Source organism: Acinetobacter sp. CFCC 11171 (assembly GCF_003268405.1).
Classification (GTDB): Bacteria; Pseudomonadota; Gammaproteobacteria; order Pseudomonadales; family Moraxellaceae; genus Acinetobacter; species Acinetobacter amyesii.
This window is the reverse complement of the sequence record NZ_LQXP01000002.1, coordinates 88,033-102,234: the sequence shown is the minus strand read 5'-3', so window position 1 is coordinate 102,234 and position 14,202 is coordinate 88,033. Positions and strand designations below refer to the sequence as shown.

Here is a 14,202-nt window from a genome sequence, read left to right as displayed (position 1 = left end):
GCTTTTTTTATGTGTTGTCGTTTTTAAGGTTCAATGATGACGCTTAGACAATTTAAGTAAATCTTTGATCAATTCCACAGTTTCCACAGGATGTTCCAAGGGGAACATATGACTCCCCGCAGCAACTTTAAATGGAATCGCAAATTTTTTCTCTACCATTTGTGGAAAGTGCCGAGCTAAAAATGGTCCCTGCTCTGCAATTAACTGCTGTACAGGTACTTGCGGTTGAGCATGAGGTAACCACCACAGTGAAGGATTGGTTCGAAAAATATGAACTTCATCATCACGTGAAATCGTCAACTCCACCCCACCACGCAGTTTATCGTCCATCAAGGCATGATCAATATAAGCTTGATAACAGTCTGGATCGAAATCTTTATAAAAACCTTTCGGCCTTAAAAGCTCTGCTGCTTGTTCACGGCTGTCCCAATGATCACGACGATGCTTCGACAATCCTGCTGGGGACATTTTATCGAGGACTTTAAGTTTGAGGAGTTTTGCGATGTGCAAAGCAAAAGACTCTTTCCCCATGATCATAGGCGGATCAATCATTAACACTTGTTCAAACAATTCTGGGCGTTGTAAAGCAGCCTGAAATGTTAAAACCGAACCTAATGAGTGACCTAATCCAATCACCTTACGACCATTGGCCTGACGTACAATACTGTCAATGACTTGCTGTGTTAAGCTTTTCCAATGGTTATCGATTGGGTAACGCTTATCTGGCCCAAGTAACGGCACATAGATCACATCATATTCATCACTCAGTAAATCAAACAATTTTTGATAAACCCGTGATGGCACGCCATTGGCGTGCGCAAAATGAATTAACGGTTTCATTGTAATTTCGTGCTGTTTTCAGATTGAACCTGTTGTGACAATGCGCTTGCCAAACCTTGACCAAATGAACTTCCCATACGACCTAGTACAGAATCAAACGGACTATTTTCAATGGTGTAGTTCACGGCTTTTTCAGTTTTCAATTCACGTTTCAGGCTATTTAAACTACCTGTACGGTCAGCAATACCTAGCTTCACAGCCTGATCACCCGTCCAAAATAAACCTGAGAAAATAGCTGGATCATTTGATTTTAATTTCTTACCGCGACCTTCCTTCACTGCATTAATGAAATGCGCATGAACATTATCAAGTACACCTTGAACATGTGCTTTTTGTGCCGCATCTACAGGTTGAGTCATGGATAAAATGGCTTTGTTCTCACCCGAAGTCATGGTGCGATCTTCTACACCGAATTTTTGCATCAAACCACTAACACCATAATTCGCATGATCACGCCAATCGAACCCACTAAACTTGAAGGATTGACAATAATTTCATCTGCCGCAGACGCAATATAATACGCACCTGAAGCGCCTGTATCACCAATAATGGCATACAGTTTTTTATCGGTATGGGCTTTTTTCAAGTACTGAATTTCTTGCCAAATTTCATCAGACTGAACAGGTGAACCACCCGGTGAATTAATATTTAGAACAACCGCTTTGCTTTGTTTATTTTCATAAGCTTTTTTCAAAGCTTTGATGGTATTTGCGCTGTTTACACTTTGCTTGTCCGCTGCAATGGTCCCAATGATATCAACCACGGCAATATGTGAACCCGCTGTCGCTGCTTGATCAGATGATGACATGCTGCAACTTTTTGCCATCGCAATGATAATAAATAGCAAATAAGCAAAGGTTAAAAATTTAAAAAATATACCCCATCTACGTGCTCTACGTTGTTCTTCAACGGAAGAAAGCACGGCTTTTTCTAATATTTTCCATTCATTTCCAGTTGGCTGCTGAATATTGTTTGAAGAACTTTGCTGTTTTTCTTCAGGTTTTGGTGGCCATTCGGACATAAAAAAACCCATTTGATCGTTAATTTGTAGTCATTATATACACGCTAATCGCTATAACTGTCTAATCAATTCATTTTCCCCTATAATTATTTTAAATTTTCTTTCATTTCTTTCAGACTTAAATAAGATGACCGACCAAAATTCACAGGACACCACATATCACCTGTTAAAATTTATCAGCCGTCAACCTATTCAAATTTCAAGATTAATTGCAAAAGGTTTGGCTGGGTTAGTCAATGTTTTAAAAATCTCTAAAACCTACTCTACGATTCAACGCAATCTCAAAATTGCATTGCCTGAATTATCAGAGTCAGCTCGCATTCAACTCACTAAACAAGCGATTCGAAACGAACTTTGTTCTTATTTTGAATTTTTTAATATTTGGGGTGCAAGTACAGAAAAAAATATTCAACGGATTCATCACGTACATGGCGCTGAATATTTACATGAAGCGCTCGCCCTAAAAAAAGGCGTTGTACTCGTAGTACCACATTTTGGTACTTGGGAAATAATGAATGCATGGGTTGCGCAGTACACTCAAATGACCATCATGTACAAGCCGGTAAAAAGCGAATCTGCCAACAATTTTGTCCGTGCTGCTCGAAGCCGTGAGCAAGCAATATTGGTTCCTACGGATGAATCAGGTGTACGTCAGATTTTCAAAGCCTTAAAACAAGGTGGGACGACTGTGATTTTGCCAGACCATACCCCCAATGCCGGCGGCGAAATGATTCCATACTTTGGTATTCCACTAAAAACCAGCAATTTAAGTGCAAAATTAATTCAAAAAACCAAAGCTCGTGCGCTCTTACTGTATGCCATTCGTAACGATAATCATGGTTTTGATATGCATATCGAACCTATGGATGAGAATATCTATCAAGGCAATGCAGATGATGGCTCTATAGTTATCTTTAAAGCAGTGGAAGATTTAATTCATCGTTATCCAGAGCATTATCACTGGAGCTATAAACGCTTTAAAGCCAACCCAAAATTGAGAAATCTATACAATATTAGTGATGAAGAAGCCGCTCAACGCATTCGTGATATTCGTGAGGAATATCAAAGACTTCAAACAATAAAAAATGTGGCAGAATGACATTTCAAGCAATATACTTGAAGTAGTTTTTCTATTCGGATTCTTTAGATAGCCTGCGATATAGATCGAGCCATTTATACTTTGTCCGCTCTTCAATTAGTTCAATTTGCTGTTTATTTTGCTTGAAATGGATACTTCCACTTTGTGCAGTTTGCAAGAGTGTAATGTCTAATTGTTTGAGACGTGTTTGTGTCATGTTTGCAGGATGTCCATAACGATTAAAGCGCCCTGCGGAAGCAATCGCCAACTTGGGCTTAAAATGGTTTAAAAATGCATAGGATGAACTGTGCCGACTACCATGGTGCCCAAGCACCAAGACATCGACTTTTAGATCTGGATAATCACTTAATATTTGATATTCCGTCTCCCAACCGGCATCCCCCATCAATAGAAAATGTCGTGGGCCATTGACGCCTTTGACCGTGACATATAGAACACAAGAACGTTCATTGGCATTCCATTTGGCATCTGTCAGATCTTCAGGCTTTGGCGAGAGTATTTCAAAATATACTTGCTGATCCCAATTCCACTGCTGACCACGTTGACATAAACGCTGTGGAGCTTGGTTCGTGGTTTGTACTCGCTCATTGCTTGAAAGCTGCCCGATATCAAGCTGTTGCTCCAATGAGAAAAAGCCACCACTATGGTCTTGATCTAAATGAGTCAATAACACCCGATCTAGTCGATGGACACCATTCACACTCAAAAATGGCCGGATGATATTTTGCCCGACACTAAATTGACTTTCATCATAGTTTCCAGCGAAGTCTACCATCATATGATGATCTACAGAACGGATATAGATCGCCTGCCCTTGCCCCACATCTAGAATTGAAAGTTGAAAGTTTGCTGAATTTCTCCATGGGATAAACAGAGCAAAAAAGGCAATGACCGCCCAATATTTTGGCAAGATACCTTCAGGTAAAAATAAGATTACTACAACGAGTATCAACAGTATGATTTGAGTTGACGTCAATGCGACATCGTGCATTTTTGGTGCAAAGAGTCGATCTAAGCCATAGAGAAACACATGCAATATTTCCAAACACAGATCATTGAATAAAAAAACCAAATGCGCCAAAGGTGTAGAAATATAAGAAAGTGCCCCTCCGATGATATCTAAAGGAACCACCACAGTCCCTAACCACGGGATGGCAAATAAATTACTTAGTGGGCTAATCCAAGTCACTTGCTTGAAAAAAATCACCATCAATGGAAATAAAGCGACAAAGATTTTCCATTGTGATTCCACCATCAACCACATTGAATGCTTTAACTTTTGCCAAAAACTGGCGTCCGTTTGAGCCAGTAAATGCTTCCTTAAGGTTTGATAAATCCGCAGTAAAATAAAGCATGCGCCATAAGACAACCAAAATGCTGCGGATAAAATACTAAAGGGGTCCACTAGCAATAAAATAGCGGCACTAAAAACCAGCAGTTGAAAAGGCTGAATGGTTTGCCGTAACAACAGCATGCTACTGGCGACAAGGCAGATCGTCAGCGTTCTCAGCGCCGGTATTTCAAAACCGGTAAATGCACAATATAGAAGGACACAGAAGATAAAGGGCACGACCAATACATATTGTTTAGGCCACTTGAGATAAATTTTGGGACAATATTTGCGAATACCTAACTGCATCGCCCAACAAAGCATGCTGGCAAAAACAAGTACATGTGGACCAGATATCGCCAATAAATGACTCATCCCAAAGCGTTGAAATAATTCACTGGTGCCTTCAGTGAGTAAACTTTTATCACCTGTAAGCAGCGCTAACAGCAAGCCATGATTCTGCAGCGGTTGTTGGTATATAAACGCTCTTAAATATAAACGCTGCTTTTCGACTTTTATTTTGAACTGATGTAACACACCTTGATGTCGTTGATATTGCTGGCCATAACCCATCGCAGTCATATGTTGAGGTGGTATCAATTCAACCGACTTCACCTTTAAACTGGCATGTATATTTTGCTGTATGCTCCACCTTTCTTGGTCAAATGCACCTTCGGTCACATAGCTTTGGGTAGGTCGTAACTCACCATACATACGATAGTATTGTCCAGGGACCAACTGAATCGTCTGTTCATTATTTTGCAAAATTGAATTGGGTAAATATGCCATAAAATATTGAATCTGCTGATTCATATTGAGCACTTCAATTTTTTGCTGAATTGCTTGGTCTTTGAGTTGGCTGATCTGTGGAATATACGCAATAAATTCGCCTTGTCTGCTCTGATGTTCAACCAATGCCAAACGCTGATCGAGTTGAGTATTGGCAAAACTAAAGCCGAGAATTGCGCCCATGCAAAGATTTGTACTGAGCTGTAAGATTTTCAAAAAAATACTTTTTAGTTTTGGTGAAATACAAAGCTGTAAACCTAGCCAAATCAGAACAATAAAAAGCAACTGAGCTGTCGAAATATGTGGATTCCAAAACCTGAACCCCATAAAAGAAATGCCTAAAATCCAGCCAATACAAAAGCTTTGCAACATAAGTCATCATTATTTTTATTATGTGCTGGCAATAATAAAGCCCACCGCGGTGAGCTTCAATCAAACAATCTTAATCCACTAATTTTTGCGAAATCAATTTAGCGCTTAGTCATCTACCCATAAACCATCTTGCATATGCAAAATCGCATCAGCAGATTGAGCTAAATATTCATCATGGGTCACGATTAACATGGCCATATTAAATTCTTTACGCAACTCAGATAGCAACTCAAAAATCTTCACCGCGGTTTTGCGGTCTAAGTTCCCTGTTGGCTCATCAGCCATCATCAACTTAGGTTTTGCTACCAATGCACGAGCCAAAGCCACACGTTGACGTTCACCGCCTGAAAGCTCACCGGGTTTGTGCGTCATGCGGTGGGAAAGTCCAACGCGTTCCAACAGGTATTCAGCTTGCTGCTTGACTTCTTTGAAATTACTCGACTTACGTAACATTAATGGCATCGCCACATTTTCAAACGCGGTAAATTCAGGCAACAAGTGATGGAATTGGTACACAAAACCCAAATGCTCATTACGGATATATCCACGCTCTGCTTCACCTAAAGTGTCAAAGCGTTGACCATTAATCAACACTTGACCCGATGTTGGACGATCCAAGCCACCCAATACATGCAACAACGTACTTTTACCAGAGCCACTTGAACCAACAATTGAAACAAACTCACCTGCTTTGACTTGTAATGAAAGTCCGCGAATTACATCGACTGTAGACTTACCATCAGTAAAAGATTTGGTAATGTTTTGGGCATCTAAAACTAAATTACTCATAGCGTAGAGCCTCTGCAGGTTGAACTTTAGCTGCACGTAAAGCCGGATAAATAGTCGCGATAAAGCTAAGACCCAATGATAAGGACACAATCACCACAACATCTTGCCATCTTAAATAAGACGGTAAATAGTTGATGAAGTAAGCATCAAACATATTTAAGCCCAGTGTTGTATTCAACCAACCAACAAAATTACTAATACTAGATGCAGCGATAATCCCTAAAATTGCCCCAGACACCGTACCAATCACCCCAATCACTGTACCTTGCACCATGAAGATCCGCGTGATTGTAGCCGGTGAAGCGCCTAGAGTACGCAAAATGGCAATATCGGATTTTTTATCAGTGACCACCATCACCAATGAAGACACGATATTAAATGCTGCAACCAATACAATCAGGAACAGCAATAAACTTACCATTGCCTTTTCCATTTGAATCGCACTGAACAGGTTGCCGTGTGTATAAGTCCAATCTGAAGCATAGAAGTTTGCAGGTAGATCACGCACAATTTCTTGAGAGACTTGTGGTGCTGCAAAAATATCATCCAACTTCATACGGATGCCTTGTGCACCGTCTGGCAGTCTTAATAAAGTCGACGCATCGTTCAGGGCTACATAGCCCATCATCGAATCAACTTCTGCACCAATACTGAAAATACCCACAATTTTAAATCGTTTAAAACGCGGAACTACCCCAGCCGGAGAAGGTGTTGCTTCAGGAAGCACCAAGGTCACACTGTCATTCAAGCCTAAACCCAAGGCATCTGTCATTTGCTTGCCAAGGACAATACCAAACTCACCTTTTTTCAGGTTATCGATACTGCCTTCCACCATATGGTCTTGGATAATTGATACCTTTTTTTCATACTGCGGTTCAATCCCACTGACCATAATGCCAGACACTTGACCTTGTGCCGTCAACATTCCCTGTAATTGGGTGAATGGTGCGACCCCTTGAACATGCTCATGCTGCTCAATTTTTTTTGCAAGTTCAGGCCAATTTGTTAAAATTTGTGTTGAAGAAACAGTGGCTTGAGGTATCATTCCTAAGACACGAGTTTTCAGCTCACGATCGAAACCATTCATCACAGATAAAACTGTAATAAGGACTGCCACACCAAGCGTGAGGCCGATCATGGATACCAGAGCAATAAAAGAAATAAAGTGGTTACTGCGCCGAGCGCGAGTGTATCTCAACCCTATATACAGCGAGATTGGTTTAAACATAACCATCTAGTCCGAGGTAATATATATTATGGAAAATTTACAGCATCAAAGCGTTCAAACTGAACGCCGTGTAATGTCGCGTATCGATGCTGCTTTGCGCATCAACTATCAGATTATCTCTGATGATGTTGCACTGAATGATCCTTACGATCCTAATTTTGTATTGCCGCGCTATTTTCTACTACTTGCTGAATTAGATCAATTTGATCATGCACTCAACTACGAATTAGAACAATTAGCTGAGAAAGATCAACAAATTGCTCGAATCTTATCCTTATTTAACCAAAAGTTAAACCTTATTACGGGTTCTTTATACGACGCAATTGTACAAAGCATGTTACCAGTGCCTGAGCATGTGAATTTTTCAGAGACTGGTTTGAGCTTTTTTAGTGAACGCGCGATTAAAGAAGGTACTTATATCCATGTGACCTTAAGCCACCCTGAAAATTTCTTCCATATTGCGGCAACTGCGCAAGTGGTTTATAGCCGTGAAGAAGAAAGCAACTTATACCGTACGGGTGCCTATTTTATCACACTGCTCCCTCAAGACCGCGTCAAACTTGCAGAGTGTATCGCACTGACCCAAAACAAAGAGTGATTTTTAATCAATGTTTTAATTTGTGGGCGAGCTCTCTGTTCGCCCGAAAATCTTTATAAAAATAAACAAACAAGCCTGATAATAGAATCACAGCACCAAGTAAAACCATCAATGATAATTTTTCATCATTCAGTAAAGCACCAAAGAGCATAGCAAGCATGGGTGTGAGTACCGTTGTTAAAGACAAAGTTGTCGCCTTGATGTTTTGTACCAGTTTGAAATAACAAAACATTGCAATCAATGAAGCCATAATCACTGCATAAAATAAGCCAATGAGTGCTTTGGTCGAAGGCATCTGTGTCGGTGCATATTGCCAAATAAACGGTAGCATTGCAGCAGAAAATAGTGCTGAGATAAGAATCGAACCCGTGGCTTGAGACATGGGCTGCAATGGCGCATTGACTTTTTTCACCCAAAAAATCGACATACAGTAGACGAATACGCTCATTAACATTAAGACGATGCCAACAGGCTGTACGTGCTGATCACTGCCGCCTAAGCAAATAATGGCTAAACCACAGACGGCAATCAACATCCCCATCCATTGCAAGCGATGCAGATAGGTATGAAAGAAGAAACGACCGATCAGACCCGTCATAATTGGTGCCAAACCAAACATCAGGGCAATAATGCCTGAGCTGAGATAGGCCGTTGCCATATAGGTAAAAATCTGAGAACCAATAAAACTAAATGCCCCCGCCAAATAACTGTGCAGCGAGGTTTTATCCATCGGAAGTTTATGTTTAAAAATAAACAATAATGCGACAGCCAAGGGTAATGCGATAAAAAAGCGTAATGTCAGTGCCCAAAACGCATTGATATCACTGACACTCCAAACGATGGCAAGTGGCGTAGTCGACCAAATGAACACCAACAACGCATAGGTCGTCGCTAGATTTGTTTTAGATGGCATGGTTTTTACTTCTGCGCCGTTTTACGTTTTTGCTTTTGAATGGTTTGATCTAAGCTACTAGAAAATTCGCGCTTATCACGTTCTGAAATCGGGGCTGGACCACCGGTTTGCACACCTGCGCCTCGTAAAGTATCCATAAAGTCGCGTAAGTGTAGACGTGCTTTGACATTTGCTGTGGTATAAATCTCACCCCGAGGATGTATCGCTATACCGCCCCGCTCAATCACTTCAGCAGCAAGTGGAATATCCTGTGTCATCACGATGTCGTGCTCTTTCATGCGCTGAATAATTTCTTTATCCGCTGCATCTGCCCCACTCATGACTTGAATCGAGTTAATTCGGACCGAAGGCGTTATCCCAACATTTTGATTGGCGACAAAAGTGACTTCTAACTGGTAACGATCAGAAGCACGAATAATTACATCACGTAAAATGCGTGGTAACGCATCTGCATCCACCCATAATTTAAATGGCAGCACTGATTTTCCATTCACTTTTAAACATGGCCCATAGTAACAAATCTACATGACAATTTGGGGATCTGCATCCGCTGAATGGATCTACATTTCTCTAATCATGAGAATCGAAAAGCTGCAAAATGAGCCAAAGTTGAGCCTATTTTCCAATGCTTTAACATTTAAATCCTACTGAAAACATTTTTTATGCATGATTTCATGATAAATATGACGTCGGTGACTTGAAAATTTCAAATAACCCTCGATTTATTAATTATGAAACCAACCCAATATCAATTGTGCATATGAAAAAACAAAATAGCCCTGAAATTATCACTATTGAAGATCAAACTTTTGGTAGTCATGTTGAACATTGGAATTTGCTCACCGGCAACCCGACAACGGATGTACCAGTTTGGCTGGGTCAGGCATTGGATGCACCCATTATGCCGATGGGCTTATGTGCACAAGAATCTGATATGGATCAAAGTACATGGCTGATTCAAGGTCCATCTCAAGCGTCTATTCAACTTTGCCAAGTGATTGCTGTAGAAAATAATAAACCTAAAGCCGTTAAAACTGCATTTCCAAGTTTTGATAGCCCATATAAAACCAAAGCCACCATTGAACGTATTATTACCTGTAAATCCAATACGCAAGCTGTGCTTTGCCTCGACTTAGGCGCAAATACCAGTGTGTATGCTTTTGATAGTTTATATAGCGTCAATCACGACCAATATGAAAAAGATGTAACCTACAGTGTGCAACTCAATGCTTGGGCCTATGAACTCGAAGCTGTCGCAGAACATGAACAGCTTGTTGTTGATGATCCTGCATCGATTAAACATCATCGTGCTTTAAACGATATATTGGCAGCAAACAACGGTGTTGCCCCTGCAGACTTACACGAACAAATTAAAGCGTGGCAACCAAAGTCTGAAGATGACAAAGCACCAGTCACCGTCGATTTTTCTAAAATGGTTGCATACCTATATGGTGAAAACCTCGGACAAGAAGACGAAGCATGGTTCCAAGGGCATATTGTTGGCAAAACTGCCATGCAATTTAAAGAGCAAGACTATACGCTGTATGATGTGACCTTAATCCACGAAGAAAACCAAGAAGCGGTGATTGTTCGTGTTGCAACAAGAAATCCGGCGCATAAAGATTTCAATGTTGGGCAATATATTCGTGGCAACCTGTGGATACAAGCCAATATTTACGCAAAATCAGCCTAATTTAAACTGAAAAAACCAATTTCACATAAAAAAAGCCGCCTCAGTGCGGTTTTTTTATTTCTCGCTAATCATGTGTATTCGCTGAATATTTAAATGATTGAATATTTCTTATCCATAAACCAGTCAATATATTCTATTTTTAAATTCAAATTAAAATAACTTATCCACAATATTAAATTCAAAATAATGCTGCTAAATAAATCCATCTACAAAGGATAAAATATAAAAATCTAATATAAATGAATAAGATAGGAAATTTATGAAACTAAATTTATCAATTCAGTTGCTTATTTTTAAATAAACTAAATAGTTTAGTAAGTTTACGGCAGATAGTACTTTATTTAATCAAATAATTATGTTAAAAATGCGTTTAAGAAATAGTAATTAACGATAAATAGATCGGAAAGAATATCTATGAAAGTCGTGCAAGAAGAAAACTTATCGCAAGTTGACCATCACATGGAATCTCGATATCAAATCGAGCCAATGTCCTGCTTATTTTTTATGTTAGGTATGCTGATTTGTGCATACGTTTTACATACTTTTATTTTTTAATCTATTCAATAAAAAAACCGGCATTTGCCGGTTTTTTTATGCCTTTACAATTATGCGTTGCGTTTTGCAAAGTCATCCATAAAGTTAACCAGTGCTTGAACACCTTCTAGCGGAACAGCATTATAAATACTTGCACGCATACCACCCACTGAACGGTGACCGGCTAAATTAAGCAAGTGGTTTTCTTCAGCTTCTTTCAAGAATTGTTTTTCCAAATCTGGATTCGCCAAAGTAAATGGTACGTTCATGATTGAACGGAATTCTTTTGCAATTGGATTTGCATAAAAATCGCTTGAATCGATATAACCATAAAGCAATTCAGCTTTTGCCATATTCGCTTTATAAATTGCGTCTACACCGCCCTGCTCAAGTAACCATTCAAAAACGAGGCCAGATAAGTACCATGCATAAGTTGATGGTGTATTCACCATTGAACCATTTTTCGCTTGAGCTGAATATTTCAAGATACTTGGAATATCTGCTTTCGCTTGATCCAATAAATCATCACGAATAATCACCAAAGTTAAACCAGCAGGACCTATATTTTTCTGAGCGCCTGCATAGATTAAACCGAACTTAGATACATCTAACGGTGCAGATAAAATGCTCGATGAAAAATCGGCAACCAATGGTTTGTCTGTTTCAGGAATATTGGCAAACTGAAGACCGCCAATAGTTTCATTATCTGCATAATGCACATAAGCCGCATCATCAGATAAGTTCCAAGTGCTTTGATCAGTAATCGCAAGTTTACCGTCAATAGTGGTACCCGCTTCAACGACATTAATGTCGCCATAACGCTGTGCTTCTTTCAACGCTTTTTCAGACCAAATACCAGTGTGGATATAGTCTGCTTTGCTGTTTTTACCCAATAGGTTTAATGGGATCGCAGAGAATTGAAGTGATGCGCCACCTTGAAGGAATAACACTTTATAGTTGTCTGGAATATTCATCAGCTTACGAAGATCAGCTTCTGCTTTCTCTGCCACAGCGACATAGTCTTTACTACGGTGGCTCATTTCCATGATCGAAAGGCCTTTGCCTTGCCAGTCAAGCATTTCAGCTTGAGCTTTTTCTAAAACGGCAGTGGGTAATGCAGCAGGACCAGCACAGAAGTTGTACGCGCGCATGAGTTTTCCTTTCAAAGTGAAACACAATAAAATGATGGCATTTAACCATATCTGACGCGTGCTTGCAGTAGTTAAAGCTGAAAATATTCCAATGCTGTCTGACATTTAAAGTCAAAATTTCAATAAAGATCAAAATTAATTCTTATTAATTCAAATTATTAGATTTACTGATATTTTTTATCCCTTGAATTGATGCTAATTTAAGGTCTTGATGTGAGAAAAATGATGTGCGCTACAAAGATAAAATTTATTTACATATGTATATGAAACAATACAACAACTTAGTGAATTTACCCAACTTCATCACAATGACTATAATGAACCCATCCTAGCTGTGAGTGTATTTTTATGCCTTTACCTCGAACAGATTATTCTATAAAAATTAAACATACATTTCGTTCAGGTTTACTGCTTGGCCTTGGTTGTTTCAGTGGCTTTTTTAGCCCCACGGTACTTGCGCAAAGTATCAGTTATAGCCAAGCAGAACAAAGTCTACTCACTAGTTCGTATAGTACTCAGGCCAACCAAGCGCTACAACAATCTGCCGAACTTCAAGCTCAGGCCATTAAAGGCCTTGGTTTACCTCGTGTGGATTTAAACGTCCGTGCCTATGCCTTTCATAATGAACTCGATATTCCTCTCGGCGCCTTAAAAAACAACTTAGAACAAACGCTGAGTAATGGCATTAATAATAAAATTGATGAAAGCTTACCGAGTGATTTGGCAGACCCATTAAAAGACAGTCTGCAACAGCCAATCCGTGATGGTGTCGGATTAATTCCAGATTCTTCCCAAGTGGTCTTAGATGATCAAGTGATCCGCCCTACCGTTTCCGTAATGATGCCGCTGTATACCGGTGGGTTAACGTCTAGCGCCAAGGAAATTGCCAATATCCAAGCCAAACGCAGCGCGATAAGCAGTGAACAACAACAAGATGTGCAACGTTTTGAATTAATCCAAGCCTACTTCAATGCTCAATTACAAAAAAAATTAGTCGAAAGCAGCCGCTTCAATTTAAATGCGATGCAACAACACTATGCCAATGCACTCAAAATGGAACAACAGGGTTTCATTAGCAAAGGCCAGCGTATGCAATTTGAAGTGGCGAAGAATAATGCGCTCAGAACTTTTCAAAATACTGAAGCGAATCTCCGCTCTAGCTTATTTAAGTTAAACAACTTAATGCAAAGCAGCCAAATTACTGATCTTTCAACGCCATTATTTATCAATCAGCAACACAATCAAAATATAACCGCCTTACTAAAAAGTTATCAGGATAAGTCTAGTTTGGTGCGTAAAATGCAATTGGACAGTCAATTGGCTGGTGCTAATGTGAAAGCCCAAAGCGCAGCAAAAAAACCCAACGTCTTTGCATTTGGCGAATATAGTCTCGACGATAAACAAAACTGGATCGTTGGTGTTGCCGCTCGCTACAACTTATTTTCAGGTATTGATAAAAACAAATCCGTACAAGCTGCCGAACTTCAACGCTATGCTTCTGAGTTAATGACTGAACGTACCAAACAAGAAATTGAAAGTCTGATTTATAGCTCGTTTAATGAAGTCACCAGCGCTCAGCAAAGTCACCTGTTGTTACAGCAAAATCTAAAAGCCGCACAAGAAAATTTAAGAATCCAACAACTTTCATTTAAGGAAGATATGGGAACAGCCACACAAGTCATTGATGCACAAAATGCACTGAGTGGGCTACAAAGTGAAATGGCGCTCAATGCTTATAAATACGTGATGTCACTCGCAACACTGCTACAAAGTCACGGGAGCATTGACCAGTTCCAAAGCTATATCAATCAATCACACACCGACTATATTCGCTAAGTTTAGCCG

11 protein-coding genes and 1 pseudogene are annotated in these 14,202 nt (G+C 39.7%); 4 read left to right on the top strand and 8 right to left on the bottom strand.

Annotated elements, in window-relative coordinates:
• Positions 1-30: 30 nt before the first annotated feature.
• A complete protein-coding gene (locus tag AVJ20_RS01900) occupies positions 31-840 on the bottom strand; it encodes an alpha/beta hydrolase (protein WP_111883940.1) in 810 nt (269 codons plus the stop codon).
• Positions 837-1,861: pseudogene (gene sppA / locus AVJ20_RS01895) on the bottom strand (signal peptide peptidase SppA). The gene AVJ20_RS01900 and the pseudogene sppA overlap by 4 nt, the downstream one beginning before the upstream one ends.
• Positions 1,862-1,988: 127 nt before the next feature.
• On the opposite strand from sppA, the gene AVJ20_RS01890 reads away from it, so the two are divergent.
• The gene (locus AVJ20_RS01890; RefSeq protein WP_111883939.1) at positions 1,989-2,960 is read left to right on the top strand and encodes a lysophospholipid acyltransferase family protein; all 972 of its coding nucleotides are present in this window, start codon (positions 1,989-1,991) and stop codon (positions 2,958-2,960) included.
• 31 nt (positions 2,961-2,991) lie between these two features.
• Here AVJ20_RS01890 and AVJ20_RS01885 read toward each other — a convergent pair whose 3' ends face one another.
• The 3 genes from AVJ20_RS01885 to AVJ20_RS01875 form a co-directional block, all read right to left on the bottom strand.
• Positions 2,992-5,451 (bottom strand): DNA internalization-related competence protein ComEC/Rec2, encoded by a 2,460-nt coding sequence (locus tag AVJ20_RS01885; protein WP_111883938.1) that lies wholly within the window; start codon positions 5,449-5,451, stop codon positions 2,992-2,994.
• A gap of 105 nt (positions 5,452-5,556) precedes the next feature.
• The gene (gene lolD / locus AVJ20_RS01880) at positions 5,557-6,240 is read right to left on the bottom strand and encodes a lipoprotein-releasing ABC transporter ATP-binding protein LolD (protein ID WP_111883937.1); all 684 of its coding nucleotides are present in this window, start codon (positions 6,238-6,240) and stop codon (positions 5,557-5,559) included.
• Positions 6,233-7,468 (bottom strand): lipoprotein-releasing ABC transporter permease subunit, encoded by a 1,236-nt coding sequence (locus AVJ20_RS01875; RefSeq protein WP_111883936.1) that lies wholly within the window; start codon positions 7,466-7,468, stop codon positions 6,233-6,235. The genes lolD and AVJ20_RS01875 overlap by 8 nt, the downstream gene beginning before the upstream one ends.
• A gap of 28 nt (positions 7,469-7,496) precedes the next feature.
• On the opposite strand from AVJ20_RS01875, the gene AVJ20_RS01870 reads away from it, so the two are divergent.
• On the top strand, positions 7,497-8,066 hold the full coding sequence (locus AVJ20_RS01870; RefSeq protein WP_078192054.1) for a PilZ domain-containing protein: 570 nt from the start codon (positions 7,497-7,499) through the stop codon (positions 8,064-8,066).
• A 7-nt stretch (positions 8,067-8,073) separates the two neighbouring features.
• Here the strand turns inward: AVJ20_RS01870 and AVJ20_RS01865 are convergent, their stop codons facing one another.
• Together AVJ20_RS01865 and AVJ20_RS01860 are read right to left on the bottom strand one after the other, a co-directional pair.
• A complete protein-coding gene (locus tag AVJ20_RS01865) occupies positions 8,074-8,979 on the bottom strand; it encodes a DMT family transporter (RefSeq protein ID WP_111883935.1) in 906 nt (301 codons plus the stop codon).
• A 5-nt stretch (positions 8,980-8,984) separates the two neighbouring features.
• Complete coding sequence (locus AVJ20_RS01860; protein WP_372491130.1) at positions 8,985-9,473, bottom strand: YaiI/YqxD family protein; 489 nt, start codon at positions 9,471-9,473, stop codon at positions 8,985-8,987.
• A 266-nt stretch (positions 9,474-9,739) separates the two neighbouring features.
• Here AVJ20_RS01860 and AVJ20_RS01855 point away from each other — a divergent pair, with 266 nt between their 5' ends.
• On the top strand, positions 9,740-10,672 hold the full coding sequence (locus AVJ20_RS01855; RefSeq protein ID WP_111883934.1) for a hypothetical protein: 933 nt from the start codon (positions 9,740-9,742) through the stop codon (positions 10,670-10,672).
• Positions 10,673-11,277: 605 nt separating this feature from the next.
• Here AVJ20_RS01855 and serC read toward each other — a convergent pair.
• Positions 11,278-12,357, bottom strand: coding sequence for a 3-phosphoserine/phosphohydroxythreonine transaminase (serC, locus tag AVJ20_RS01850; protein WP_111884024.1), 1,080 nt, complete (start codon positions 12,355-12,357; stop codon positions 11,278-11,280).
• Between the two features lie 348 nt (positions 12,358-12,705).
• Between serC and AVJ20_RS01845 the strand changes: the two genes are divergently transcribed.
• Positions 12,706-14,193, top strand: coding sequence for a TolC family protein (locus AVJ20_RS01845; protein WP_111883933.1), 1,488 nt, complete (start codon positions 12,706-12,708; stop codon positions 14,191-14,193).
• The last annotated feature ends 9 nt before the right edge of the window (positions 14,194-14,202 follow it).

Bases quoted from the DNA above. Each gene is read 5' to 3' on its own strand.
- AVJ20_RS01900 (WP_111883940.1), bottom strand. From the start codon at position 840: ATGAAACCGTTAATTCATTTTGCGCACGCCAATGGCGTGCCATCACGG.
- AVJ20_RS01890 (WP_111883939.1), top strand. From the start codon at position 1,989: ATGACCGACCAAAATTCACAGGACACCACATATCACCTGTTAAAATTT.
- AVJ20_RS01885 (WP_111883938.1), bottom strand. From the start codon at position 5,451: ATGTTGCAAAGCTTTTGTATTGGCTGGATTTTAGGCATTTCTTTTATG.
- lolD (WP_111883937.1), bottom strand. From the start codon at position 6,240: ATGAGTAATTTAGTTTTAGATGCCCAAAACATTACCAAATCTTTTACT.
- AVJ20_RS01875 (WP_111883936.1), bottom strand. From the start codon at position 7,468: ATGTTTAAACCAATCTCGCTGTATATAGGGTTGAGATACACTCGCGCT.
- AVJ20_RS01870 (WP_078192054.1), top strand. From the start codon at position 7,497: ATGGAAAATTTACAGCATCAAAGCGTTCAAACTGAACGCCGTGTAATG.
- AVJ20_RS01865 (WP_111883935.1), bottom strand. From the start codon at position 8,979: ATGCCATCTAAAACAAATCTAGCGACGACCTATGCGTTGTTGGTGTTC.
- AVJ20_RS01855 (WP_111883934.1), top strand. From the start codon at position 9,740: ATGAAAAAACAAAATAGCCCTGAAATTATCACTATTGAAGATCAAACT.
- serC (WP_111884024.1), bottom strand. From the start codon at position 12,357: ATGCGCGCGTACAACTTCTGTGCTGGTCCTGCTGCATTACCCACTGCC.
- AVJ20_RS01845 (WP_111883933.1), top strand. From the start codon at position 12,706: ATGCCTTTACCTCGAACAGATTATTCTATAAAAATTAAACATACATTT.